The sequence below is a fragment of the Streptomyces specialis genome (genome assembly GCF_001493375.1).
Lineage (GTDB): Bacteria > Actinomycetota > Actinomycetes > Streptomycetales > Streptomycetaceae > Streptomyces > Streptomyces specialis.
This window is the reverse complement of sequence record NZ_LN929838.1, coordinates 213,258-237,022: the sequence shown is the minus strand read 5'-3', so window position 1 is coordinate 237,022 and position 23,765 is coordinate 213,258. Positions and strand designations below refer to the sequence as shown.

At 72.1% G+C, this 23,765-nt stretch carries 23 protein-coding genes and 1 riboswitch; of the genes, 15 read left to right on the top strand and 8 right to left on the bottom strand.

The genetic code is table 11. The features are described 5' to 3' along the window. Positions 1–7: 7 nt before the first annotated feature. The 6 genes from BN2279_RS08950 to BN2279_RS08925 all read left to right on the top strand — a co-directional run bounded on the left by BN2279_RS08950 (position 8) and on the right by BN2279_RS08925 (position 3,885). Positions 8–325, top strand: a complete 318-nt coding sequence (locus BN2279_RS08950; protein WP_059008177.1) for a hypothetical protein — start codon at positions 8–10, stop codon at positions 323–325. Positions 326–503: 178 nt separating this feature from the next. Further along, positions 504–696: riboswitch (cobalamin riboswitch) on the top strand. A 30-nt stretch (positions 697–726) separates the two neighbouring features. Then, positions 727–1,413, top strand: coding sequence for an energy-coupling factor ABC transporter permease (locus BN2279_RS08945; RefSeq protein ID WP_059008176.1), 687 nt, complete (start codon positions 727–729; stop codon positions 1,411–1,413). Continuing rightward, complete coding sequence (locus BN2279_RS08940) at positions 1,410–1,742, top strand: energy-coupling factor ABC transporter substrate-binding protein (RefSeq protein WP_059008175.1); 333 nt, start codon at positions 1,410–1,412, stop codon at positions 1,740–1,742. The genes BN2279_RS08945 and BN2279_RS08940 overlap by 4 nt, the downstream gene beginning before the upstream one ends. A gap of 10 nt (positions 1,743–1,752) precedes the next feature. Then, entirely contained in the window at positions 1,753–2,502 is a 750-nt protein-coding gene (gene cbiQ / locus BN2279_RS08935; RefSeq protein ID WP_059008174.1) for a cobalt ECF transporter T component CbiQ, read from the top strand. Next, positions 2,499–3,344 carry an energy-coupling factor ABC transporter ATP-binding protein gene (locus BN2279_RS08930; RefSeq protein WP_059008173.1) on the top strand — a complete coding sequence of 282 codons (846 nt, stop codon included), beginning with the start codon at positions 2,499–2,501 and terminating at the stop codon, positions 3,342–3,344. The genes cbiQ and BN2279_RS08930 overlap by 4 nt, the downstream gene beginning before the upstream one ends. Before the next feature lie 106 nt (positions 3,345–3,450). After that, positions 3,451–3,885, top strand: a complete 435-nt coding sequence (locus tag BN2279_RS08925) for a VOC family protein (protein WP_324612830.1) — start codon at positions 3,451–3,453, stop codon at positions 3,883–3,885. 28 nt (positions 3,886–3,913) lie between these two features. Here BN2279_RS08925 and BN2279_RS08920 read toward each other — a convergent pair whose 3' ends face one another. Next, on the bottom strand, positions 3,914–5,575 hold the full coding sequence (locus tag BN2279_RS08920; RefSeq protein WP_059008172.1) for a serine/threonine-protein kinase: 1,662 nt from the start codon (positions 5,573–5,575) through the stop codon (positions 3,914–3,916). A 159-nt stretch (positions 5,576–5,734) separates the two neighbouring features. Between BN2279_RS08920 and BN2279_RS08915 the strand changes: the two genes are divergently transcribed. Beyond that, the gene (locus BN2279_RS08915) at positions 5,735–6,331 is read left to right on the top strand and encodes a TIGR03086 family metal-binding protein (protein ID WP_199827677.1); all 597 of its coding nucleotides are present in this window, start codon (positions 5,735–5,737) and stop codon (positions 6,329–6,331) included. Positions 6,332–6,398: 67 nt separating this feature from the next. Here BN2279_RS08915 and BN2279_RS08910 read toward each other — a convergent pair whose 3' ends face one another. Continuing rightward, a complete protein-coding gene (locus BN2279_RS08910) occupies positions 6,399–7,562 on the bottom strand; it encodes a hypothetical protein (protein WP_059008171.1) in 1,164 nt (387 codons plus the stop codon). Positions 7,563–7,809: 247 nt separating this feature from the next. Here BN2279_RS08910 and BN2279_RS08905 point away from each other — a divergent pair, with 247 nt between their 5' ends. The 5 genes from BN2279_RS08905 (at position 7,810) to BN2279_RS08885 (ending at position 12,484) form a co-directional block, all read left to right on the top strand. Beyond that, positions 7,810–8,661: an ABC transporter ATP-binding protein gene (locus BN2279_RS08905; RefSeq protein ID WP_234347638.1), complete on the top strand. Its 852-nt coding sequence runs from the start codon at positions 7,810–7,812 to the stop codon at positions 8,659–8,661. Then, positions 8,658–9,557: an ABC transporter permease gene (locus BN2279_RS08900; RefSeq protein ID WP_059008170.1), complete on the top strand. Its 900-nt coding sequence runs from the start codon at positions 8,658–8,660 to the stop codon at positions 9,555–9,557. Before BN2279_RS08905 ends, BN2279_RS08900 begins: the two co-directional genes overlap by 4 nt. 44 nt (positions 9,558–9,601) lie before the next feature. Further along, positions 9,602–10,651, top strand: a complete 1,050-nt coding sequence (locus tag BN2279_RS08895; RefSeq protein ID WP_059008169.1) for an isopenicillin N synthase family dioxygenase — start codon at positions 9,602–9,604, stop codon at positions 10,649–10,651. 37 nt (positions 10,652–10,688) lie between these two features. Further along, on the top strand, positions 10,689–11,684 hold the full coding sequence (locus tag BN2279_RS08890; protein ID WP_059008168.1) for an isopenicillin N synthase family dioxygenase: 996 nt from the start codon (positions 10,689–10,691) through the stop codon (positions 11,682–11,684). 125 nt (positions 11,685–11,809) lie between these two features. After that, complete coding sequence (locus BN2279_RS08885; protein WP_059008167.1) at positions 11,810–12,484, top strand: GntR family transcriptional regulator; 675 nt, start codon at positions 11,810–11,812, stop codon at positions 12,482–12,484. 16 nt (positions 12,485–12,500) lie between these two features. Here the strand turns inward: BN2279_RS08885 and BN2279_RS08880 are convergent, their stop codons facing one another. After that, on the bottom strand, positions 12,501–13,811 hold the full coding sequence (locus BN2279_RS08880) for an amidohydrolase family protein (protein WP_059008166.1): 1,311 nt from the start codon (positions 13,809–13,811) through the stop codon (positions 12,501–12,503). Between the two features lie 254 nt (positions 13,812–14,065). Here BN2279_RS08880 and BN2279_RS08875 point away from each other — a divergent pair, with 254 nt between their 5' ends. Further along, complete coding sequence (locus tag BN2279_RS08875; RefSeq protein WP_059008165.1) at positions 14,066–14,503, top strand: VOC family protein; 438 nt, start codon at positions 14,066–14,068, stop codon at positions 14,501–14,503. A 597-nt stretch (positions 14,504–15,100) separates the two neighbouring features. Continuing rightward, positions 15,101–15,904, top strand: a complete 804-nt coding sequence (locus tag BN2279_RS08870) for an FHA domain-containing protein (protein WP_059008164.1) — start codon at positions 15,101–15,103, stop codon at positions 15,902–15,904. Positions 15,905–15,914: 10 nt separating this feature from the next. Here BN2279_RS08870 and BN2279_RS29255 read toward each other — a convergent pair whose 3' ends face one another. From BN2279_RS29255 to BN2279_RS27525, 3 genes are all read right to left on the bottom strand, one after another. Continuing rightward, positions 15,915–16,640 carry a substrate-binding periplasmic protein gene (locus BN2279_RS29255; RefSeq protein ID WP_059008162.1) on the bottom strand — a complete coding sequence of 242 codons (726 nt, stop codon included), beginning with the start codon at positions 16,638–16,640 and terminating at the stop codon, positions 15,915–15,917. Continuing rightward, positions 16,580–17,830 carry a serine/threonine-protein kinase gene (locus BN2279_RS08860; RefSeq protein WP_234347637.1) on the bottom strand — a complete coding sequence of 417 codons (1,251 nt, stop codon included), beginning with the start codon at positions 17,828–17,830 and terminating at the stop codon, positions 16,580–16,582. Before BN2279_RS08860 ends, BN2279_RS29255 begins: the two co-directional genes overlap by 61 nt. 198 nt (positions 17,831–18,028) lie before the next feature. Then, positions 18,029–19,954, bottom strand: coding sequence for a polysaccharide lyase family 7 protein (locus BN2279_RS27525; RefSeq protein ID WP_234347636.1), 1,926 nt, complete (start codon positions 19,952–19,954; stop codon positions 18,029–18,031). 526 nt (positions 19,955–20,480) lie between these two features. Here BN2279_RS27525 and BN2279_RS08850 point away from each other — a divergent pair. Then, positions 20,481–20,864 carry a hypothetical protein gene (locus BN2279_RS08850; protein ID WP_159037160.1) on the top strand — a complete coding sequence of 128 codons (384 nt, stop codon included), beginning with the start codon at positions 20,481–20,483 and terminating at the stop codon, positions 20,862–20,864. 864 nt (positions 20,865–21,728) lie between these two features. Here the strand turns inward: BN2279_RS08850 and BN2279_RS08845 are convergent. Both BN2279_RS08845 and BN2279_RS08840 read right to left on the bottom strand, forming a co-directional pair. Continuing rightward, positions 21,729–22,469: a DJ-1/PfpI family protein gene (locus tag BN2279_RS08845; protein WP_234347635.1), complete on the bottom strand. Its 741-nt coding sequence runs from the start codon at positions 22,467–22,469 to the stop codon at positions 21,729–21,731. Then, positions 22,466–23,707 carry a metal-dependent hydrolase family protein gene (locus BN2279_RS08840; protein WP_059008156.1) on the bottom strand — a complete coding sequence of 414 codons (1,242 nt, stop codon included), beginning with the start codon at positions 23,705–23,707 and terminating at the stop codon, positions 22,466–22,468. The genes BN2279_RS08845 and BN2279_RS08840 overlap by 4 nt, the downstream gene beginning before the upstream one ends. Between the last annotated feature and the right edge of the window lie 58 nt (positions 23,708–23,765).

Below are 23,765 nucleotides of genomic sequence, written 5' to 3'. Positions count from 1 at the left end.
TGGTGTCGTGGACCGGACCGGGCGGTACGCGGGAGTGTGCGGGCATACGCATCTGTTCCGGGGCGCCCGGGTGCGGGTGAAAGGGGTGACGGACCCGGGGAGTTACGTCGCGGCGCCCGCGCCGATGGGGCTGCTGGTGCGCTTCTCGGACGGAACGACGGCCGACGCCGAAGTCGTGGTCTCGGCCGACGGGGCCGCCGCGCTCGGGGTCGCGGCCCACACCACCCGCGCGGGGACGCGGATCCCGGAACGGGTCTGGACGGTGCGGGAGTTCACGGCGGACGACGGCGACGTCGAGGCGGTGGTGGGGGAGCGGATGCGGTGAGGCCGACGCCCGCGCCGGAGGGGTGAACCCCTGGGCCGGGCCCGGCAGTTCGCCCCCTCGCGGTGCCCGCACCAGGGGCGCCGCGCGCCGCACCCTCCGGCGGACGGCGCCCCTCCCGTTCCTCGGGGCGCCGGTCTCGGAAACCGGGACGCGCCTTGCCGTGGACCCCGGGTGCCAGTACTGTCCGCAGAGCCTTGGTGTTCGGGAAGCCGGTGGAAGACCGGTGCGGCCCTCGCCACTGTGATCGGGAAGTCCGGCTCCACTCCTCCGGGAAGCCACTGGATCCCCGCGGATGCCCGCGGGTCCGGGAAGGCGGAGTCCGGGCGGCACGACCCGTCAGCCAGGAGACCGGCCAGGGCTGCGTTGTCCATCCACGAGGTGCTGGAGAGGTCTGCCCTGTCATGCATATAGCCGAGGGCTATCTGCCCCCTGTCCACGCGGTCGCCTGGAGCGCCGCCGCCGCCCCCTTCATCGTCCACGGCGTCCGCGTCCTGACCCGTGAGGTGAGACGCAATCCGGAGGCGCCCCTGCTCCTCGGTGCCTCCGGAGCCTTCACCTTCGTACTGTCCGCCCTGAAAATCCCCTCGGTCACGGGCAGTTGCTCCCACCCCACCGGAACCGGGCTGGGCGCGATCCTCTTCAGACCACCGGTGATGGCCGTCCTCGGCACCATCACCCTCCTCTTCCAGGCCCTGTTGCTCGCGCACGGCGGGCTGACCACACTCGGCGCCAACGCCTTCTCCATGGCGATCCTCGGGCCCTGGGCCGGCTACGGCGCCTACCGCCTCGGCCTGCGGGCCGGAGCGCCGCTGATGGTCGCGGTCTTCTGCGGCGCGTTCGTCGCGGACCTGAGCACATACTGCGTCACCACCGTCCAACTCGCGCTCGCCTTCCCCGACCCCAGCAGCGGATTCACCGGCGCGCTGGCCAAGTTCGGCGGCATCTTCGCCGTCACCCAGATCCCGTTGGCGATCAGCGAAGGTCTGCTGACCGTGCTCGTGCTGCGCCTGCTCATCCAGTCCAGCCCGGGCGACCTCGCCCGCCTCGGCGTGCCGTTCCGCGGCCGGGACAAGGCGGTGGCCCGGTGAGCCGCGGGACCAGGATCAACGCGCTGCTGCTGGCCGCGGTACTGCTGCTGGCCGTGCTGCCCCTCGCCCTCGGGCTGGGCGACGACGAGGAGGAGCCGTTCACCGGCTCGGACGCGCAGGCCGAGGTGGCCATCGCGGAGAACGATCCCGACTACGACGCGTGGTTCAGCCCCCTCTACGAACCGCCGTCCGGCGAGATCGAGTCGGCGCTGTTCGCCGCCCAGGCGGCCCTGGGCGCGGGTGTCCTCGCCTACTACTTCGGCCTGCGGCGCGGACGCCGCCAGGGCGAGGCCCACGCCTCCTCCGCCGCCGGCGGTGAACGCCCCTAGCGGGCCGAGGATGCTGCCCATCGACACGGCGGCGCACAGCAGTCGCTGGCGCCGCCGCAACCCCCTGGAGAAGGCGGTCCTCGCCTTCGGGCTGACCTCGCTCGCCCTCACCCTGCCGCCCTGGCCGGGCGGGCCGCTGACCGCGGCCGTCGCGCTGGCCGCGCTGCTCGGACCGGCCCGCGTCCCGCCCCGCCGGCTGTGGCGCGCCTACCGCGTTCCGCTGGGCTTCTGCCTCACCGGAGCCGTCCCGCTGCTGTTCACACTGGGCGGGCCCGGTGGGATCGTCGGACCGGCCGAAGGCGGATGGGCTCGCGCCACCGACCTGCTGCTGCGGTCCTCGTCCGCCTCGCTCGGGCTGCTGCTGTTCGCCTTCACCACGCCCATGTCCGACGTGCTGCCCCGGCTCACCCGGGCCGGAATCCCCGCGCCGGTGGTGGACGTGGCGCTGGCCACGTACCGGATGTCCTTCCTCCTGCTCGACTCCCTGGCCCGTATCCGGCAGGCGCAAGCGGCCCGCCTCGGTGACGCGAGCCGCGCCGCCGCCTGGCGCTCCCTGGCGGGCCTCGGCGCCGCCGCGTTCGTCCGGGCCTTCGACCGGGCGGCGCGGCTCCAGTCAGGGCTTGCCGACCGGGGCTACGAAGGGCGCCTGCACGTGCTCGTCCCCGAGACGCCCGTCTCCGTCCGCTTCCTGATCGCGACCGTCGCCTGCCTGGCCACGACCGCGATCCTGACCATCGTCTCCGAAGGCTTCCTGACATGACCCCTGACCCCGTGCTGGAACTGCGCCGGGCGTCCTTCTCCTATCCGGACGGCCCCCAGGTGTTCGACGGGGTGAGCCTGGCCGTTCCGGAGGGCCGGACCACGGCTCTGCTCGGACGCAACGGCGGCGGCAAGTCCACCCTCCTGCGCCTGCTCAACGGGGGCCTGCGCCCCACCGCCGGCGAACTGCGGCTCCTCGGCGACCTCGTGACGTACCACCGGAAGGGCCTGACCCGGCTGCGCGGCGCCGTCCAGCTCGTCACGCAGGACCCCGACGACCAGTTGTTCGCGGCCTCCGTCGAGCAGGACGTCTCGTTCGGACCGCTCAACCTCGGGCTGGCGCCGGACGCGGTCCGCGAGCGGGTGGAGGAGGCTCTCGCCGCGCTCGACATCACCGCCCTGCGCGACCGCCCCACCCACCTCCTCTCCTTCGGCCAGCGGAAACGGGCCGCCATCGCCGGCGCGGTGGCCATGCGCCCCCGCGTCCTGATCCTCGACGAGCCCACCGCGGGCCTGGACCCGCACGGCGAGGAACTCCTCCTGGACATCCTCGCGCGCCTGCGGGCCACCGGAACGACCGTCGTCATGGCGACCCATGACGTCGACCTCGCCTGGCGCTGGGCGGACGACGTCGCGATCCTCACCCCGACCGGGCTCCGCACCGGCGCGGCGTCCGCCCTGCTCGCCGACCGGTCCCTCCTGGACGCCGCCCGGCTGCGCCGCCCCTGGGGCATGGCGGTCACCGACGCCCTGCGCGCCCGCGACCTGCTCCCGCCCCACGCCACCGGCCCCCGCACCGCCGAGGAGCTGGACCACTGGAGCACGACGCACGGGGCCACCTGAGCCGCACCGTCACCGACCACCCGGCCCCCGCGAAATCATGTCGCCCGTGCCCGCCTCGTCCGGTACGGTCGCGGGGTCGTTCTCGCCGTTGGGAGCAGGTTTCGTCATGGCATGTCGGATCAGCGAGCTGGTGCTCGGTTGCCGCGACCCGGAGCTGCTGGCGCGGTTCTGGTGCGAGGTCCTGGACTTCGTCGTCCTCGACCGCGAGGACGACGGCTCGCTGGAGATCGGGCCGCGCGAGGGGTTCGGGGGCCCGCAGCCGACGATCATCCTCAGCCGCAGGGACGAGCCCGAGCCCGGGAAGTCGCGGCTGCACATCGACGTCAACGCCACCGACCGCGACCAGGACGCCGAGCTCGAACGCCTGCTGCGCCTCGGCGCGCGCCCGGCCGACATCGGCCAGACGGGGGAGGCGACGTGGATGCCTCTCCTACACATCCGACGGTGCCGCGGCCGCGGGCAAGCCGTGTCACGACTGGCAGCCAACAACTACAAGCCGCTGTGTATAAGAGACAGCCCCCCCCCACACGCCGCCCGATGACACGTCCCTGATATGGGGCCGGGGCCGGTCAGCCGGTTTGTGCGGCTCCGCGCCAGACGGTGATGTCGACGGTCACGTACGCGCTGGGCGAGTCGTCGGGCGCGTAGTCGACGACGGTCACCAGGCCGATGTCGCCGGTGGCGGTGGTCACGCAGATCTGCGAGCCGGGGGGCGCGGCCTCGCGGTCGATGCTGTCGGTGTAGCGGGACACCGAGCGGCAGGTGTCGAGCGTGCCCTCCTCCCGCGTCTCCAGCAGGACCAGGGTGTTCCCCTCCTCGCCGGTCTGGAGCCGGTAGTCACCGAACAGGCTGTCGTAGTAGAGGCCGAAGTCGCCCTCGTAGCCGGCGCCGAGTTCGGCGTCCTGGGGGGTCGGCGGATCGTCGTAGAGGTGAACGATGTAGCCGCCGGGGATCTGGATGCCCGGGTGGGTGACCGGCTCGGGGTCGGCGGGCGGCTCGGTCGTGGGTTCCTGGTTCTGCGGGTCCTGGCCGTCCTCCCCGGCGGGGTCCTCGGACGTCGTGGGCGCCTGCGAGACGTCGCCGCCCGCCTGGTCGCCGCCGTCCGCGTCGTCGCCGAACCCCAGCAGCCGCCCGACGATGCCCAGCGCGATCAGCACCGCGAACACGGAGGCGGTGACCAGGACAACGGTCCGCCCCCGGCGGCGCGGCTGCTGCCCGGTCGCGGGGTACGCGGGGAACGGCCCCGTCGGATGCGAGGGGTAGGAGCCCGGCGCCGGGCCGAACCCGCCGGGCGCGGGCGGCGGGGCCGCGGGCGGCGGCGAGGGCTGCGTGGCCCCGGCCGTGACCGTGGCGGCCTGGTTGTCGATCTCCGCCGTCACCGCGGGCGGCAGCCAACCACCCTCGTCCGGGGGCACGTTGGGCCCCAGAGGGCGGCACGCCTCGATGACCTCGGCCGGCGAGGGGCGTTCGGCGGGGTCCTTGGCCAGGCAGCGGGCGACCAGCGCGCGCAACTCGTCCGGCACCCCCGACAGGTTCGGCTCCTCGTGAACGATCCGGTACAGCACCGCCGGAGACGACCCGTCACCGAAGGGCGGCATGCCGGCGGTGATGAAGACCGCGATCTGGCCGAGGGCGAAGATGTCCACGGCGGGCGTGAGCGACTGGCCCATCGCCTGCTCCGGTGCCATGAACGCGGGCGTGCCGGCGGTGACGCCGCTGCGGGTCAGCGCGGTGGCGTCGGTGGCCCGGGCGATGCCGAAGTCGATCACCCGCGGGCCGTCCGAGGCCAGCAGGACGTTCGACGGCTTGAGGTCCCGATGGATGACGCCCGCCCCGTGGATCACCTGGAGCGCCTCGGCGATCCCCGCCAGCGTACGGGCCGCCGCCGGTACGGGCAGCGGGCCGTGCTCGCGGATCGCGGCGTGCAGGGAGGGCCCGGCCACGTACGCGGTGGCGAGCCACGGTCGCGGGCCCTCGGTGTCGCTGTCGATGACCGGCGCGGTGTACAGCCCCTGCACCCGCTGGGCGGCCCGTACCTCCTGCTGGAACCGCCGCCGGAAGTCGGGGTCGGAGGCCAGTTCGGAGCGGACCACCTTGATGGCGATCGGACGCCCGCCGGGCGTATGGGACAGATACACCTTGCCCATGCCGCCTTCGCCGAGCCGGTGGGTGAGGCGGTAACCGGCGACGAGGGGCGGGTCTTCGGAGGTCAGCGGCGCAAGCACGCGCATACCTTGTCATGACCGGAAGCGGCGGGACAGCCGCGAAGTGAATCAGTTCGGCAACAGACCGTGGACGCCGCTGACATGGGACACCCTCCGCCCAGCCGCCCTGCCGCACACGCGCTGTGCCGGGGCGTCCGGGAAACGTGTGGCCGGGAAGCGGGGAGCATGGCTAACGTCGCGACCGTGGACATCCGAGAATTGGACCGACGTGCCCTCGCCACCCTGGGAGCGGTGATCGCGCGGGTCGGCCGGGACCAGCTTCGTCTTCCGACGCCGTGCGCCGACTGGACCCTGCACGGCCTGCTCCGTCACCAAGTGAGCGAGAACCTCGGTTTCGCGGCCGCCGCGGCAGGCGTCACCGGTGACCTCCGGGCCTGGGACCAGGGCGATCTGGGCGGTGATCCCCATCAGGCGTACCTCGACTCGGCCGACGCCATGACCCGCGCGTTCACCGAGGACGTCCTGGACCGTTCGCTCCAGATCAGGGAGTTCGGGTTCTTCCCCGGCCGGGTCGCGCTCGGCATGCATGTGCTCGACTGCGTCGTCCACGGCTGGGACGTCGCCCAGACCATCGGTGTCGCCTACGATCCGGACGCCGACCTCGTCCGTTTCTCCCTCAAGGTGGCGGCGTCGATCCCGACCGGAGAGGCGTCCGACGACCGGCCGCGTACCGCGTTCGCCCCGGTGGTCGAGGTCTCCGCGGGCTCCTCCGCCCTGGACCAACTGCTCGGACTCGTGGGCCGCCGTCCAGCGGCGAGCTGAACGACGGCCCGCGAAGGAGCACGTGGTCCCGAAGCGGTGTCCGGGCGGCGCGTGCCGAACGGCACGGTCACGGCAGGCCGATGGTCCGGTCGGCGAACTGGTCGGTGAAGAGGTCGTCGGCCGTGATGTCCGCGGGCACGTCGGAGCCGCCGTCGCGGATGACGGGCGCGAGTTCGGTGACGAATTCCCGGACCCGCGCCAGGTCGTAGGTGCCGATCGACCCGTCGTCCTCGTTGGCCACCAGGCCCTCGGCCCTGAGCAGTTCGGCGCTGTAGGCGGCCTCGCCGATGCTGTAGGGCGTGTAGGAGGTGTCCCGGGACACGATGTCGACGATCCGCTCGTTGGTGGCCTCGGGCGCGGTGATGTAGTCGGCGCCGGCCTGCTGGACGACGGGCACCAGCTTGTCGAGACAGGGGGAGAGTTCGTCGAGCCGGTCCGCCCTGACGGTCAGGTTGGAGGCGTAGATGTCGTAGCCGACGTCCTTGAGGAGCTGGTACCCGACGGGCTTGCCCCAGGCCGGGGTCTCCTCCTCGTAGGTGTAGGGCTCGGAGTTGGCGAAGCCCTGCTGGACGATGCCGGAGTCACCCACGAAACGGGCGGGAGCGCCGTCGTAGCTCGGATCGAGCTGCCCCTCGGTGACATACCCCTGGGCGACCAGCCAGTCGGGGAAGAACTGGTCCTGCGAGACGACGACGGACGCGTCGGTGCCGGAGATCCGGTCGATCGACAGGCCGGGGTGGGCCTCCGGGTCCCACATCAGCATGGCGGGGCTGTGCTTGAGCAGCGGGGTCACGCCGACGACGCGCTGTTCCCCCGAGGCGGCGATGAGCTGGTCGGCGTGCACGAGCCCGAGGTGGATCGTGTCGTCGGCGTACATCTGCGAGGTCACGGACTGGAATCCGATGGCCGGACCGCCGGCCCGCAGCGTGAGCCGCACGCCGGTGTCCTTGCCGCCGGCGACGAGCGGCCCGGTCACCGCGTTGCCGTCCTGATCGACGGTGTAGCCGGGGCCGAGCATTTCGAACAGGGCGCCCATGTCGGACTGCGGCTGCCACTGGAGCTGCACGACGACCGTGGACGGGCACACCTCGTCCAGTCGCTGCGCGGCGGCGGCCGGTTCGAGAGGGGCGGCGTCGGCGCCGTCCTCCGTACCGGAGCCGCCGCACGCGGTGATGGCGAAGAGAGGCACGAGGGCGAGGGCGCCGAGCCGGCGTCCTGTTGACGATCTCATGATGCTCCTGGGGTGGGCCGGCCTGTCGGCGAGTGGGTGTGTGCAGGCCACTGTGACGTATGGCTGTTACGGCGCCATTACATGCAATCTTGAGACGGTGACGATGTCCGCCCGGCGCGCGTCGCGGCGCATCACCCCTGCGTATCGGTGGCGAAAGCGCAGGCAGGGAGGGGCGCGAAGGGGTGTCTCTAGGCGCGAGAGTTGCATGTTACAAGGAGTTAACTGGCGCGCCATTGCCTCGATCTGCATGCACGTCAACACTGGCACTCGGCTCGGTCAGTCCGATCCGCCCGCCTCGATCACCAGATCGGAGATCACCGTGCACCTCGTCGACACGATGCACGACGTTGACGCCCATCACCTGACCAAGGGCCTCCAGGCGTCGTTCGACCACATCGGCATGCGCTACCCGACCGGCACGCAGGCCCTCGACGACGTCTCGCTCACGGTGGCCGAGGGGGAATGCGTCGCCATCGTGGGCCCCTCCGGCTGCGGGAAGTCGACGCTGCTCCGCCTCGCCGCCGGCCTGGAGGCACCGTCGACCGGGTCGGTCGCCCTGGGCACCACCTCGGTCGGCTTCGTCTTCCAGGAGCCCAACCTCCTGCCCTGGTGTTCCGTACGGCGGAACGTCGGGCTCCTCGCCCACCTGGCCAAGGTGCCCAAGGCGGAACGCGAACAGCGCGTCACCGCGGCCCTCGACGCCGTCGGACTGACGGCCTTCGCCGACCAGTTGCCGCGCGCCCTCTCCGGCGGCATGCGGATGCGCGTCTCGCTGGCCCGGGCCCTCGTCCTCCGGCCGGACATGATGCTGCTGGACGAGCCGTTCGGCGCCCTCGACGAACTCACCCGCCAGGACATGCAAGGCGAACTGCTCCGGCTGTACGAGAGCCGCCGGTTCACCATGCTGTTCGTCACCCACTCCGTCGCCGAGGCGGTGCTGCTGGCGCGGCGGGTCGTCGTCATGTCCCCGCGGCCAGGCCGGATCGCCGCGACGGTCGACATCGACCTGCCGTACCCGCGCCGCCCCGAGGTGCGTTTCAGTCCCCGGTACGTCGAGCACGTGGCGGCCGTTGCCGACATCCTGCGGGGGGTCCGGTGACCAGCACGGAGACCATCACCACGGCCTCGGCCACGCGTACCGCCCCACCCACGGCCGCCCCGGCCGAGGCGCCACGGTCCGCCGCCGGCCGCCGCGCACGGCGGCTGCTGACCGGCACGGCACGCGCGACGGCCGTGCCCGCGCTGTCCTGCGCGCTCGGCATCGCCGTCTGGTACGGCGTGAGTTACGTGCTGCTGTCACCGGACCGCCGGTTCCTGCTGCCGCCGCCCCACGACGTGGTCGCGCACTCCTTCCTCGACCCGACGCGGATCGAGCCGATGCTCACCGCCCTCGGCGTCACCGCGCGCATCGCGGCCATCGGCTTCGTGTGCGCGGCGCTCATCGGGGTCGGCACCGGCGCGCTGATGAGCCAGGCCCGCTGGATCGAGCGGCTGCTGTACCCCTACGCCGTCATGCTCCAGGTCATCCCGGTGCTGGCGATCGTGCCGCTGATCGGCCTGTGGTTCGGCTACGGGAGCAGCTCCCGGGTCATCGTCTGCGTGATGATCGCGCTGTTCCCGATCATCACCAACACCCACTTCGGGCTCCGTTCGGTCGACCGGGGCATGCACGAACTGTTCACGCTGGGCCGGTCCTCGCGGGGGCGGCGGCTGGTCATGCTGGAGCTGCCGGCCGCGTTGCCGTCGATCTTCACCGGCCTGCGCATCGCGTCCGGCCAGGTCGTGATCGGAGCGATCCTCGGCGACATGTTCTTCGCCAGGGGCGAGCCGGGCATCGGCACGCTGCTCGACGGCTACCGGGCGACGCTGCGGTCCGAGGACCTGATCGCCTCCATCCTGCTGGCGTCGGCCTTCGGCATCGCCGTCTTCACCGTCTTCACCCTCGTCTCGCGGCTCGTCGTCGGCCGCTGGCACAGCTCGGGCGACCACCGCTGAGACGCCCACCGCTGAGACGACCGGACACCTCACCTAGGAGACCCATGACCGAGTTCCACGTGCCGACGATCGACATCGGCCCCTACCTCGTCTCCGGCGCCACCGCGCGGACCAGCCAGGACTGCGCCGAGGTCGCCCGAAGAATCGACCTGGCCTGCCGCGAGGTCGGCTTCATGCAGGTGACCGGGCACCAGGTGGCGGACTCCGCCATCGAAGGACTGGCCGCCGCGCTCGACGAGTTCTTCGCCCTGCCCCTGGAACGGAAGACCGCCTACCGCCGCGACGCCGGCGACAACCGGGGCTACGCGCCACCGAAGTCCGAGTCGCTGAGCATGAGCCTCGGCGTGCCGCCCGCCGGCATGATGAACGACTTCTACGAGGCGTTCACCGTGGGCGCCGAGGCCGGCTGGTACCCCGGCCGGGAACTGCCGCGCAGCAGCTACGCGCCCAACACCTGGCCGGACGCGGCGCCCGGGTTCCGGCCCGCCGTCGAGGAGTACTTCAGCGAGGTCACCTACTTCTCCCGGGTCCTGCTGACCGCCATGGCCGACGCGCTGGGGCTGGACCCCGGGTACTTCGACACGATGACGGACTACTCCATCGACGCCCTCAAGATGAACCACTACGCGCTCCCCGAGGGCGAGATCGAACTCGCCGGCGAGCTGATGGGCATGGGCGCGCACACCGACTTCGGCATCCTCACCGTGCTGTGGGCCGATCAGGTCCCCGGCCTCCAGGTCCTCGGCTCCGACCAGCGCTGGCACGACGTCCAGCCGGCCGACGGGGCCCTGCTGATCAACCTGGGCGACGCGATGGCCCGCTGGACCAACGACCGCTGGATGTCGACCCTGCACCGGGTCAACCCGCCCATCGTGAACGGCCGCGTCCTGCGCCGCCGTTCGGCCGCCTTCTTCTTCGACGGCAACCACGACGCGGTGATCGAGGCGCTGCCCGGCTGCTTCGAGCCGGGCCAGGAGCTGTACCCGCCGATCACGGTGGCCGAGAATATCTCGGCCAAGGTCGCCGGGCTGAAGACCGGCAGGGCCCCGGCCGGCGCCGCCCGCGAGGCGGCCCGCGTCCTCGCGGCCGAGTGACCCACCACCCCACGCAGGACCGACCGGGAGCAGAACCATGACCGCCGAGTACACCCTCGAAGAGCTCAACAAGGAAGCCCGGATGGGCGGCCCCGGAGTGGAGACCACCGACCGCCATGTCCCCGTGATCGACCTGTCGGACTTCGACGCGCGCAAGTCCGACATCATCGAGGAACTGTGGGCCGCCGCCACCGACATCGGCTTCTTCCAGCTCGTCAACCACGGCATCGACCGGGCCACGGTCGACCGGGCGTTCGCGATCTCCAAGGACTTCTTCGACCTGCCCACGGAGGTGAAGGAGAAGCTGCCGCTGGACAAGGCACTCAACGCGGGCTGGGAGTTCCTCACCCAGGTCCGCCCCTCGGTCGGCACCCCCGACCAGAAGGAGTCCTACCAGATCACCCGGCCGCACATGGGCGGGCGATGGCCGGCCGAGGAGGAACTGGCCGGCTTCCGGGACTTCATCCTCGACTTCGAGTCCCGGTGCTGGTCGGTGGCCATGCGCGTGCTGTCCTGCTTCGCGGACAAGCTGGGCTTCGACAGCGACTTCTTCGCCAGGGCCCACGACCCGGCCAGCGACCAGTACCAGTCCACGCTGCGGCTGATCCACTACTTCCCGCTCCCCGAGGAGCTGCGCGACCGCCCCGGCACCTGGCGGGCCGGCGCCCACACCGACTTCGACTGCCTCACGCTGCTGTTCCAGCGCGACGGGCAAGGCGGCCTCCAGGTCTGCCCGGGGCGCGACGCCGACGCCCAGGAATGGACCTCCGTGACACCGTCCTCGGACGCGATCACCTGCAACATCGGCGACATGCTGATGCGCTGGAGCGACGACCGCCTCCGGTCCAACTTCCACCGCGTGCGGGTGCCGGGCGCCGACGAGTACACCGGAGCGCGCTACAGCATCCCGTTCTTCGCGCAGGCGAACCGGGACGTCGTGATCGAGAGCCCCCTCGGCACCTACCCGCCGATCACGGCGGCGGAGTACCTGCGGGAGCGCGTCAACGCCAACTATGCTCACCGGGCGATGTGACGCCGGGTCCCTCGGGTGACACCGTCCCGGCCCGTTCACATCTCCCCGACGACAGACAGCGCGACCGTCCGCCGCCGGCCCCGGGGCCGGCGGCGGACGCCCCGTCCAGGAGCAGGAGGAGGACCATGGGCTCCGGCGACAGCGGCGCACTCCTCGCCGATGCCGTGTACACCCAGTTGCTCGACCGCATCTTCAGCGGCGCGCTGCCGCCCGGCTCACCGCTGAGCGTCCCCGCGCTGGCCGCGGAACTGGACGTCAGCCGCAGCCCGGTCCGCGAATCCGTCCAGCGGCTGATATACGACGGACTCGCCGTGCACATCCCGCACGCCGGGGCCAAGGTCGCGCAACTCGACCAGGAGTCGGTCCTCGACGTCATGCAGGTGCGCGAGGTCCTCGACGGCCTCGCCGCCCGCGAGGCGACCCTGCGCGCCGCCCCCGGGGACATCGCGCGGCTCGACGAGCTGATCTCCCGCCAGGAGGAACTGCTCGGCAGGACGCCGGAGCCGCACGTGGAGGCCGCTCTCGACCTGGAGTTCCACACCGAGGTCCGCGCGCTGACGGCCAACGCCGCGCTCATCGACGCCCTGCGGCGGCTCGACGCGCAGGCGCATCTCTACCGTTCGGCCCTGTGGTCGTCCCAGCACAACCGGGAGCTGGCGGTGCGCGAGCACCGCGCCATCCTCGCGGCGATCGACGCGGGCGACGCGCGCGCCGCGCAGGGCGCGGCGAGCGCGCACGTCGCCTCGCTCATGGTGCGCATGCGCCGCTGGCCGGCGGCGCGACGGGCCGCCGGCCGCTGACCGCGACCCGCGGCCGTCAGACCAGCGCGGCGGCGAGCGCGGTCTCGTCCAGCCGCAGGCTCCGCCCGTCGCGCAGCACCGCCTCGCCGCCGACGAGCACCGTGTCGACCGTGCGGTTCCCGGCACAGGTCAGCAGGGTGGCGCCCGGATCGCGGACCGGCAGGGTGGCGAAGTCGCGGCTGAAGCGGTGCAGCACGAGGTCCGCCCGCACGCCGGGCACCACCCCGTCAGGGCACTCGTCGAGGCCGAGCGCCGCGTTGGCGCCGTTGCTCCCGATGTCCATCATCCGGCCGAAGCCGAGCAGGTCGGCCTGGCGGTGCGCGGCCCGCTGGAGATACGCGCCGATGCGCAGGGCCTCCAGGATGTCCTGGGTGTCGTTGCTCGCGGCGCCGTCGACGCCGATACCGACCCGCACCCCGGCGGCGAGCATGGCGGGCACCGGCGCGATGCCGCTGCCCAGACGCATGTTGCTGAGCGGGTTGTACGAGACGGCCACGCGGTGCCGGGCCAGCAGCGCCTGCCCCCGCGCGTCGAGGGTGACGCAGTGCACCGCGAGCAGCCGCTCCCACAGGAAGCCGGCCGCCGCCAAGTAGTCGACGGCTCCGGTACCGGCGTTCTCGCGGCACATGGTCTCGTCGGTGTCGGTCTCCAGCAGATGGATCGACACGGGCAGCCCCCGTTCCTCCGCGTAGGCCCGCACCCGCCGCATGCCGCCCTGGGTGAGGCAGCGCGGATTGGGCACCGCCAGTCCGGGGGAGACGCGGCTGCCGCGCATCGCTCCGGCCAGCGCGTCGGTGTGTTCGAGGACCTCCTCCAGCGGCTGCATCAGCCGCGGGTCGAACCCCCACCGGCGGCTGGCGTCCGGCCGGTCCGCGACGCCCCGGCACAGCACGGCCCGTATCCCGGTGTCCCGCAGGGCGCGGAGCACCGCGTCGTGCACCTCGGTGCTGGGGTGCGGCCACATGTGCTCGACCAGGGTGGTGGTGCCGCTGCGCAGCGCCTCGGTGGCGGCGGCAGCGGCGGCGGCGTAAGCCTGCTCCGGGGTCAGGGCGACGGTCTCCTCGCCGACCAGACGCAGCCAGGAGAGCAGCGGCTGTCCCTCGCCGATGCCGCGCATCCGGGCCTGGTGCAGGTGCGTGTGGGTGTTCACCAGCCCGGGAATCAGGTGCGCGCCGGAGCCGTCCAGCACGACGGCGCCGGGCGCGTGGGCCACGGTCCCGGCGGCGACCACCCGCTCCACCCGGCCGTGTGCGAGCAGGACGTCCCGCCCGGGGAGCCACTGCCCACCGCTCCAGACGGTGGTGTCGGTGACGGCGTCGACGTGCATGAGGTGCCTCCGGTGAGCGACGGGTGCCCATGCCGGGAGGTGGGCCATCGTTTCCTCCCGGAGTGGTCACGGTGGAGCGATGGCTGGTTAGCGCCGCACAACGAGTCGACAGCCCGCCGGCCGTTGCAGCCATGACCGACGTACGGGACACGTTAGGCAGCCGATGTGTCGACGGGATCACGCCCGGATGCCGCCTGTGCGTCATGTCCGTCCGCTCGGTCCGGGGCGCCTGACCGGCTCGGTAGCATGCGACGGTGGCCATCAGACTTGAGAACGTCGCCATCGCCGTTCGCGACCTCGAAGCGGCGATCTCCTTCTTCACCGACCTCGGCCTCACGGTCGTCGGCCGTGACACGGTCAGTGGCGAGTGGACCGACACGGCCGTCGGTCTCGACGGCAACCATGCCAAGATCGCGATGCTCCAGACGCCGGACGGTCACGGCCGCCTCGAACTCTTCGAGTACATCCACCCCGAGGCGATCGAGTCGGAGCCCACCCGTCCGAACGAGATCGGCATGCATCGCGTCGCCTTCTCGGTGGACGACATCGACGAGGCCCTCGCGACAGCCGCGAAGCACGGATGCCACCCGCTGCGCGGGGTGGCGACCTACGAGGACGTCTACAAGCTGACGTACGTCCGCGGCCCCAGCGGCATCCTGGTGATGCTCGCCCAGGAGCTGAAGAAGAACTGACTCCCGCACGGTGCGGGTGAGTTCGTACTCGACTTCGCCGTGCTCGGAGCCCTCGATCGCCTCCGGCCGGTCCCCGGTGAAAGCGCGGACCAGCCCAGCAAAGTGCCGGTGATCTTCTCCCGCGCGGCCCAGTAACCGCGGCTCTCCCAGCACGGGTAGTCGTGCAGGAGGCGCGGCAGGACCCCCGTCTCGATCGCCTCGCGGCCGGTGGGACGGCCACCGTGAACACCCGTCCATCTGCCCCGCGTTCATGCACTTGTCCCCGGGGACGACGGAAGGCGGCCATCTGGGTCGCGAACGGCCCGCGCGTCATGGTCCCGGCCGTCACGGTCCAGGACGGTATCCCTGACGAGCCGGTTGTCGCGTGCCCCCGGCGTCGACGTCGCTCCTCGCCCACCGGCCCCGCCGTGGTCCGGGCCGCGTACCGGGGGTCCGCCGGAGCCGGCAAAGCCGCTACTGCTTCGGGGAGTTGGCAGGCGGGTAATCTCCGGGGGGGTCGCGTATACACATCGGGAGCGGCGGGCGGCAGGGGGAGCGGCGTGCTCCTTGGCGTTCTGAATCGAGTCGCTATCCGGCACCATCGGTGGGCAAGGTCAAATGGATATAAGAGCCACGCTTCGGGGGTCCGGTTCGCCGAGCAAAGTCGCCGTCCTGCCGAGGGACTTCGGCAGTCTGGCGCGTGGGCTTCCGCCCTCGGTCCGGCCCGGGACGCTCTTCGTCCTGGGGGCGAACGGCGGCATGAGCGTCGCGCCCGACGCCGGGTTCCGGCTGCTCTTCGGGCGCGGTGAGCCCGACGTCCACGTGTGCGTCGGCGCGGAGGACCCGCACGTCAGCCGGCGGCACGGGCACATCACGCGCGAGCACGGCCGCTGGGTCCTGCACAACGCCGGCCGGCTGCCCATCCGTCTCCCCTCCGCACGGCTGGTGCTCAGCGGCGACGGGACCGATCTCCCGGCCGGCTACACGCCGTTGTTCATCGTCGGCCCGAGGCAGGAGCATCTCCTGGAGGTGCGGATCGCCGCGCTGTCCTCGGCGGTCCCGAGGGCCGAGCACGAGGCCGACACGCGCGGCCCGACGGTGTGGCCGCTGAGCCCGATCGAGAGGCTGGTGATTGTCTGTCTCGGCCAGCGATACCTGCGCAACGAACCGTACCCGCAGCCGCTGACCTGGGCGCAGGTGGCCGCCGAGCTGAGCGAGCTGCGGCCGGGGGAGCGGTGGAGCGAACGCCGGGCCGCCCACATCGTGACGAACGTGCGCAAGCGGCTCAGCGGTTCGGTGGGCGGTCTGCTGGAGGAGGAGGTCCCGCCGCCGGTCGGCAACACCCTGAACCAGAACCTGATCATGGAGCTGCTGGTCAGCACCACGCTCCTCAAGTCGGATCTGCGCCTGCTCGGCGAATGACCGCTACGGGTCAGCTCCCCCGGTTGACGTCGGGCGCGGTGAGGGCCGCGTTCTCGATGTGCCACCGCCGCAGCAGTTCGCCGTAAGTGCCGTCGCTGATGAGCGCGCTCATCGCCTCGAAGACGGCCTCACGCAGCTCGATCTGCCCGCCCGGGACCGCGATGCCCCGCGAACCCCGTTCGTCCTCGGAGAAGCTGACGCTCAGTCCGGCCTCCGGGTTCTCCGCGACGTAGTAGGCCGCCTGGGTGTAGACGAGCACCGCCACGTCGGCCTCCCCTTCGCGGATCGCCTCCGCCATCTCGTCCTTGGTGGTGGCCGGCAGGATCTCGGCCCGCTGGGTACAGTCCTCGACGTCTTCGCGTACCGCGTCCTCCGTCGGGCTGTTCGCGTAGAGGATGACGCTCAGGCCGCACAGGTCGTCCAGGTCCCCGGAGCGCTTCGGGTCCTCGCTCACCACGGCCCAGCCGTCCACGAAGTGATTGACGAAGTCCACGCCCAGCGCGTCGCGTTGGTCCTCGTTGTCCACGAAGTTGCCCACCGCGATGTGCCAGGCGGTGTCGTCGCTCTCCAGAACGGCCGCCTCGGCGGCGGCTGTCGTGGTGGCGGCCTGGTCGAAGGTGACGGCCACGCCGAGGCGCTCCCCGATCGCCTCGACGAGGTCCACCTCGAAACCGGTCAGCTCGTCGTCCCCCTCCGGCGCGAAGATGACCGGGTCGTGCGCGGTGCCGGCGTGCACGGTGAGGCCGCCGGCGTCGCGTACCTCCTGCGGTACCAGGTCGGCCAGTGGGGCCTGTCCGGTGTCGCCGTCCGCGTGGTCGCCGGTGCTCTCGCCGGACCCGGCCGCCTGCGGGTTCTCCTCCCCGCCGCCCACCCCTGCGCGTGCTCGAACGTGTCCGGGATCTGTGTGGTCCGACTGTGCGGGACGGCCCGCACCGCCGCCCCGGAAGGAGGGGGCGGGGCGGGCCGCTGGTCCGTCGCCGACGGCAGCCGGGGCCCCCACGAGGAGGGCGGCCGGTCGGCCTCGGGACCGTCGAACGCGAGCAGGTCCGCCGCGACCTGCCCCAGCCGTGCCGTGAGCGCCGGCGGCAGCCAGTGGTCGGCACCGGCACGTTTCCCCGCGAACGGCGGGATGCCGGCGAGGACGGCCAGCCGGTCGTCCGGGTTCTTCGCCAGGCAGTGGAGCACGATGGTCCGCAGGTCCCCCTTGAGCGGTCCGTCCTCCGGGCCGAGGTGGGGCGGCTCGTACAGCACCCGGTACATCACGGTGTGAGCCTGCGCCCCGTCCCACGAGAAGGGGGACATCCCGGTGGCCGCGTACGCCAGCACCGCGCCCATGGCGAACACGTCCACCGCGCCCGTCAGTTCCTCGCCCTTGATCTGCTCGGGCGGCATGTACCCGGGGGAGCCGACCATCCCGTCCGGCCGCGTCAGCACGCTGGCGTCCACCGCTCGCGCGATGCCGAAGTCGATGACCTTCGGGCCCTCCAGCGTCACCATCACGTTCGACGGCTTCAGGTCACGGTGGATCAACCCGCGGCCGTGGATCTCCAGCAGCGCGCTCGCCAGGCCGTGCGCCAGCGCCCACACCGTGTGCTCCGGCAGCGGCCCGTGCAACGCGTCCACGACCTCGCGCAGCGGCGGTCCGGGCACGTAACCCGTGGCGATCCAGGGCACGTCGGACGTGATGTCGTGGTCCAGCACCGGTGCCGTCCACGTCCCGCCGACGCGGCGTGCCGCCTCGAACTCCGCCCGGAACCGCCGCCTGAAGTCGGGCTCCTGGGCCAGCTCACGGTGCGGGACCTTCACCGCGACCATCCGTCCGCTGTACGAGCGTCCCAGGAACACCCGCCCCATTCCGCCCTGGCCCAGCCGCCCCAGCAGCCGGTAGGGACCGATGACCGAGGGGTCGCCCGGATGTAGCGCCACCACCGCCGTTCTCCCTCCCCGTGCCGCGTGCGGCATACCGGATCGCCGTGGCCCGCACCGGAGTCGCCGGACGCGGCGGGCGTGCACCGGAACCATCATGACGCGTCGGCCCGGGAGGACGCATTGGAACAGGGAGAACCGCGGGGTGAGGAGGTTGTGTTCGTGGCGCCGACGCGCCTGCTTCCGCGTTTATGGCCCCTACTCGTAGACGCGGACCCAGTCGACCTCGAAGACGGCGGGGCGCAGGCCGCCGTCACCGGTGAAGTTGTCGAGCTGGATGTTGAGATGCCCCGAGGGCATCGCCTGGATGTCCCCGCGGTCCTCGTTGGCGCCGCCCGACAGCCGGAACCACTCGACGCCGTCGACGTAGCCGACCAGCCCGTCCGGAGTCCACTCGAACGCGTAGTTGTGCCACTGCGTCATGTCCAGGGGGCAGAGGTCACGGCGTTCCTTCTCGTCCGACGGGCTCTGCGGGTAGTGCAGGAACGCCGTGAGACACTGCGCGTCGGGGTTCGAGTACTCGACCCAGTCGTACTCCCCGTTCTCGAGCCGGTCGCCCGCGGTGGGCCATATCAGGTGCAGCGGGTGGTAAAGCCCGCCGCTCGTCCCGGTGTTGCTGGACCGGGAGCGGATCTCCCAGCGGCCGTACTGGGTGTCGTACCTCTGCCGGAGCCATCCGGTGTCGCCGTTCTCCTCACCGCGCATGGTGAGGATGCCGTCCGCGACCGTGCTGTTCTTCGCGCACCGGCGGCCGTTCCCGTCGTGCCCTTCCCAGCATCCGGCCGTGCCGCCGACGGTGCCCGACGGTACCGCCCACTTGTCGGGGTCGACGGCACCGGTGTAGTCGAACTCGTCGGACACCGGCAGCGGTTCGCCCCAGCCGTGCCGAACGGCGGCCTGCGTCTGGTCGGTTCCCGTGCTGTCACCGTCGTGGGTGACGTTCAGCGCGTGGATCTCCACCTCGCCGTAGTTGTCGTCGTCGCAGGGGGAGGAGTTGCCGCAGTTGGCCTGGGTGTAGGCGCCGGTCTTGAAGTAGTTGGTGGAGTCGGAGTGGTCGAGGGTGGTCTCCAGTGCGCCGTTGACGTACACCTCGATCTCGCCGCCGCTGACGACGTAGGTGAGTTCGAGGACCGTGCCGAGCTGGTAGTCGTCGGTGACCAGGTGGTGGTGGGCGGTGTCGCCGTCGGTGATCCAGAGGTCGGAGCCCTCCAGGCGCAGCGCGGTGACGTCGTCGTCGCCGCCGTGGATCTGGGCACCGACGACGTGCGGCTTGTCCTCGGGCAGGTGGGTGAACGCCTCGCGGACCGTCATGGTGTGCGTGCCGGAGGTCGAGGACCACTCGATCTCGTCCCCGCCGCCGCTCTCCATCTCCCGCAGCTCCGAGCGCGGATAGCTGGAGCCGCCGGTGGTGACGCCGTTGACGGGCGCGCGGAACCGCACCGCGTCGCCGGAGTCGGTGACCGTGAAGTAGGGGTCGTGGGAGTAGCTGTCGAGGTCGGGCTGGAAGATCTCGGTCGGGTCCTCCTCGTCGCCGATGGGCAGCGTCACCTTCCAGTCGCTCAGGTCCAGGACGTCGGCCGGGACCTCGGCGCCGCCTCCGCCTCCGCTGGTGCCCGACCAGATCTCGACCTCGGTCAGGCTGTTCCAGTCGCCTTCGCCCTCGCCGTCGTAGCCGTGGCCCAGGTAGCGGATCTTCGAGGTCTGCACGGGCTCGAACGCGAACGACTCCAGGCCCGTCGTCGCGCCACTGCTGGCGCCGTCGTAGACGGTGACCCAGCGCGATCCGTCCCAGTACTGGATCTCGAAGACGTTCTGGCGGGTGGTGCCCTTGTACACGGCGAGCTTGACCTCGCTGACGGTCACGGACGAGCCGAGGTCCAGTTGCAGCCAGGCGCCGTCGCCCTCGCCCGACCACCGCGTGCCGAGGTCGCCGTCCACCACGTTCGCCGGCACGTTCGCGTCGCTGGTACTGGCGGTGACCGCGGCGGCGGCAGGAGTGACCTCCACACCACCGGCCTCCGCCGACACCGGCGCCACCAGCACGGCCAGCAGCGCCGCGAGAGCGGCAACCGCCAGCGACAGCCGCCCGCGACGCCGGGACAGGGACAACAGAATGAGTTTCACAGGATCGTCCTCCTCACTCGGACCGGCCTCGGCGTCCCGGCCACAGAGCCGTTGCCGGACCCGCGAGGCACCGCGCGTCCGACCGTAGAGCGAAGCACTCGGGACGGGTCACGACCGGCCTCACCACCGCCGCGCTCCGGCCGGAGCGGCCCCTTCCCCGCACGAACCGGATGACCCGGACGACCCCGTCAGCACGACGGCGATCGCCGCCACCCCCACCACGATGACCACGACCACGCCCAGCGCGGTCCCGCGTGCCGACCATCCCGAGCCCCTCTCGCCCCTCCCCGGACCCGAGCACGCAGAGCTACCCGCCCGGCGACGGGACCGGTCCCGAGCCGGTCCGCGTGTGCGTTTCCCCGAGCGCGACCGGGCGGAACAGCGCTCCACAGCGCCCCGTCCTGCGACATCCGCACCGGGCGCACAAGGAGGTCGATCGCCTGGCGGTACGTCGTCGCCGGAGGTCGTCATCGGTGGGACGGGCGGGGGACTTCATCTGTGACGGGCCAGGCGTTAGGTTGCGGTCGTGACCAGTGACGCGGTGCCCGAGGCTGTTCGGCGTGTGGTCCTCGTCGAGGAAGTGATCAGCGTCAACGTCGACATCCACCGCTGGCAGCTCACCAGGACGATCCCGGTGGAGGGCGACCAGGCTGCCGCCGACGCCCGTGCCAGGAAGCTGGCCATGGAGTACGTTCCCCAAGTTTTCCGCCGGGGTCGTGGCGAGACGGTCGGCCGGGGCGTCTTCCGGGCCTCCGACGGATCATGGCTGGTGGAGGTGAGGGGTGCTTACGAGCACGATCGGGCGCTGGTCCGGATCACCACGGCGGAGCAGGTGCACGTTCAGGAGTACGTGCCACCGGCCAAGGACACCGCACCGCGGCCCAAGCGCCGCCTCTTCCGCCGAGGTTGACGTCCCCGCGCTGGTCCGCGGGTACGGCCGGGGCTGCCGGCCGATCATCGGTGTGTGAGGCAGTCGGCGCGCTCGACCCGCGAGCACGCCGACCGGGGAGACGCCGCGCGCCCCGCCGCCCCGCACTGCCACCCACACCGGGAGCATCCCGGCGCCGGACCGTGCCGATCATCCGGAAGACCCGCCCACGCGTCGCGAACAGGCTGGACACGGCGGACCGCGACCCGATGGCCCGGCCGATGAGCACGCCGGCGGCCTGGCCACCGGGCCCGGCGCCGCACCTCCGGAAGATGCCGACGTACGCGGACGCGCGGCCCGCGCCGGCCGCACCGGTGCCGACGCCACTGGAACGCCACCACCACGCTCACCGGCGAACAGGACGAAGCCGCCGCCGGACAGCTCGCCGCCACCGTCGGGTTCCTCGACGCGCTCTGTGCCGTCCCGCATCGGTGTGCGTTCCGGGCCGGCCGCGCGACCGCTGCTCCTAACCAAGGTCCGCAACATGGTCAGCGGCGCCTTCGAGTTCGGCGCACTGTCCCGTATCGGCAGGGTGATCCAGGGGCGCCGAGGTCCGTTCCGGTGCTACCGCCGGCGTTCCCGGCGAGACCGTGGGTAGCCGGTGCACGACTCCCGCGGGACGCGGTCGTGCCATTCCCCACCGCCAGATGGCCGCGTCCCCGGTGACCGGCCCGGCCACGGGCCCGGTCCGGGGCCACCCGCCGGCGAGCCGCTGTTCCGCCGGTCACACACACGGGCCCCTGCCGTGGCGCCGTTGACGAGGACGGCCGGTACCGCCGGGCGGGCACCCCCACCGTCCGCGCGGCCGGGGCGGTCCGGACGGCGTGGTGAAGGCTGCGGCGGGGGTCAGTCAGCGTCGACGTCGATCCCCAGCCTGGCGGCGGCCCGCTTCGCGACGTCGAGGTAGGGCCTGTTGATCGCGACCGCCATGTCCAGGGCGGCCCGGGTCAGGTCGGGCCCGGCCAGTTCGGGACGTCCCACCCCGAACAGGGGAGTGGGGTCGTACTCGCAGGCCAGTTCCGAGTGGCGCGCGACCTCGTCGCCGAAGAACGCCTGGACAAGCCGCAGCGCGATCTCGAAGCTGCCCGTGGCCGGACCGGACGTGATGCGGTTGCGGTCCTCGACGACCGCGCCCGGTGACGGGACGGCGCCGTAGTAGCGAAGCTGGTCCACGGCGTGGAAATTCGTCGTGGCGCGGTAGCCGTTCAGGAGTCCGGCCGCTCCCATGAGCAGCGATCCGGCGCAGGTGCCGGCCACCCAGCCCGCGCGGCTTCCGCGGTCGGCGAGGAACTCCAGGGTCTGCGGGTCCTCCAGTATCTCGGCCGGTACGGCACCGGCGTAGAGGACGTCCAGGTCCGCCGGCGTCTCGTCGAACGTCGCGGTGGCGCGCGTGGGGAAGGCCGGGAAGCCGATGATCTCGTCCTTGTCCTTCCAGACGAGGTGCACCTTCACGCCGGGGAGGACGCCGAGCACGGTGTGCAGGCCGACGATGTCCACGGGCATGAACCCCGGGGCCACCACGATGGCGATGTCGAGACTCCGGCCGCTGCCGCCGAGGTCGATGAACGAGGGCCGCTCTTCCGTCACGGTGCTTCCTCCCGGGCTTCCAGACGGGTGCCGCGGCGCCAGACGGCGCGCGTGTTGAGAGTGTCGGAGATGGTGGTGGTGGGGTCGCCGTCCACGAGGAGGAGGTCGGCGCGCAGGCCCTCGGCGATGCGACCGCGGTCGGTGAGGCCGAAGCGGCGGGCGGTGGTGGAGGTGGCCGCGCGCAGGGCCTGCGACGGGGTCAGGCCGGCGCGGGTGAGGTACTGGAGCTCGTGGTGGACGCTGGCGCCGTGGGCCAGGCCGCCGAGGAACGGCAGGGGAACGGAGGCGTCGGTGCCGGCGAGGATGTCGACGCCGGCGTCGTGCAGGGCACGCACGGTGTCCAGGACGTGGGAGAGCTTGCCCTGGGGGTAGTGGCCGAAGCTGGAACGCAGGGTGGTCATCCAGTCGTCGTCCAGCCGGGAGGCGACGCGGGGGTCGTCGGCGAGTTCGTCTCCGGTGAGGCCCATCATGGACGCGTTCAGGACGACGCAGGGGACGACGAACGTGTCCGAGTCCCTGAGCAGGGAGACGACTTCCTCGGTGTGGGGCTGGTCCATGAAGACGTGGGCCAGGCCGTCGACGCCCGCCTCGATGGCCATGTAGGCGGCGTCCAGGGTGAGGGCGTGGGCGATCGTGATCATGCCGTGCCGCTTGGCCTCGGCCACGCCCGCGCTCAGGGTCGCCTGGTCGAGCATGGGCAGACCGGGGTGGCCTTCCACCGTGCCGTCGTCGACCATGAACTTGATGTAGTCCGCACCGCGGGCGATCAGCCGCGGGACGAACGCCATGGCCTCCTCGGGCGTGGTGGAGAACGGCATGAGGGGCGGCTCGCCCGCGGGCCGGGCGCCGGGCGGCGGTCCGGGGCGCGAGCCCTCGGGGAACAGCTCGCTGGGGTGCCCTCCGGGCGGCGTGATGGCGAACCCGCAGGAGCGCACGTCGGCCAAGGCGTCGTCGTCGCTGATGTGCCGGCGCTCGTCGCGGGTGTGAGTGCCCTGCATTTCCAGCTCGGTCGTCACGCCGAACGCCAGGGCCAGCGCCAAGGCTCGGGGGCTGGTGTGGACGTGGGCGTCGATCAGCCCCGGCAGCAGGGTGCCGCCCGATCCGTCGACCACCTCGGCTCCCTCCGGAACCGGTCCGCCGACGGAGACGATCCGCCCCTCGTCGATGAGCACGGTGGCCGGCGCGCGGGCGCCGATGCCGTCGAACAGCCTGGCCCCCGTGATGGCAGTCGCCGTCATGACGCACCTCGTTTCCGCTGGAGTCCTCGCAAGCATATAGCACGCAGCATCTAAATGC

Excerpts from the sequence above, each read along its gene's own strand:
- BN2279_RS08840 (WP_059008156.1), bottom strand. The coding sequence starts at position 23,707 with ATGACGGCGACTGCCATCACGGGGGCCAGGCTGTTCGACGGCATCGGC.
- BN2279_RS08895 (WP_059008169.1), top strand. The coding sequence starts at position 9,602 with ATGACCGAGTTCCACGTGCCGACGATCGACATCGGCCCCTACCTCGTC.
- BN2279_RS08925 (WP_324612830.1), top strand. The coding sequence starts at position 3,451 with ATGGCATGTCGGATCAGCGAGCTGGTGCTCGGTTGCCGCGACCCGGAG.
- BN2279_RS08870 (WP_059008164.1), top strand. The coding sequence starts at position 15,101 with ATGGATATAAGAGCCACGCTTCGGGGGTCCGGTTCGCCGAGCAAAGTC.
- BN2279_RS08915 (WP_199827677.1), top strand. The coding sequence starts at position 5,735 with ATGGCTAACGTCGCGACCGTGGACATCCGAGAATTGGACCGACGTGCC.
- BN2279_RS08910 (WP_059008171.1), bottom strand. The coding sequence starts at position 7,562 with ATGAGATCGTCAACAGGACGCCGGCTCGGCGCCCTCGCCCTCGTGCCT.
- BN2279_RS08890 (WP_059008168.1), top strand. The coding sequence starts at position 10,689 with ATGACCGCCGAGTACACCCTCGAAGAGCTCAACAAGGAAGCCCGGATG.
- BN2279_RS08885 (WP_059008167.1), top strand. The coding sequence starts at position 11,810 with ATGGGCTCCGGCGACAGCGGCGCACTCCTCGCCGATGCCGTGTACACC.
- cbiQ (WP_059008174.1), top strand. The coding sequence starts at position 1,753 with ATGCTGCCCATCGACACGGCGGCGCACAGCAGTCGCTGGCGCCGCCGC.
- BN2279_RS08920 (WP_059008172.1), bottom strand. The coding sequence starts at position 5,575 with ATGCGCGTGCTTGCGCCGCTGACCTCCGAAGACCCGCCCCTCGTCGCC.
- BN2279_RS08945 (WP_059008176.1), top strand. The coding sequence starts at position 727 with ATGCATATAGCCGAGGGCTATCTGCCCCCTGTCCACGCGGTCGCCTGG.
- BN2279_RS08880 (WP_059008166.1), bottom strand. The coding sequence starts at position 13,811 with ATGCACGTCGACGCCGTCACCGACACCACCGTCTGGAGCGGTGGGCAG.
- BN2279_RS08905 (WP_234347638.1), top strand. The coding sequence starts at position 7,810 with ATGCACGTCAACACTGGCACTCGGCTCGGTCAGTCCGATCCGCCCGCC.
- BN2279_RS08930 (WP_059008173.1), top strand. The coding sequence starts at position 2,499 with ATGACCCCTGACCCCGTGCTGGAACTGCGCCGGGCGTCCTTCTCCTAT.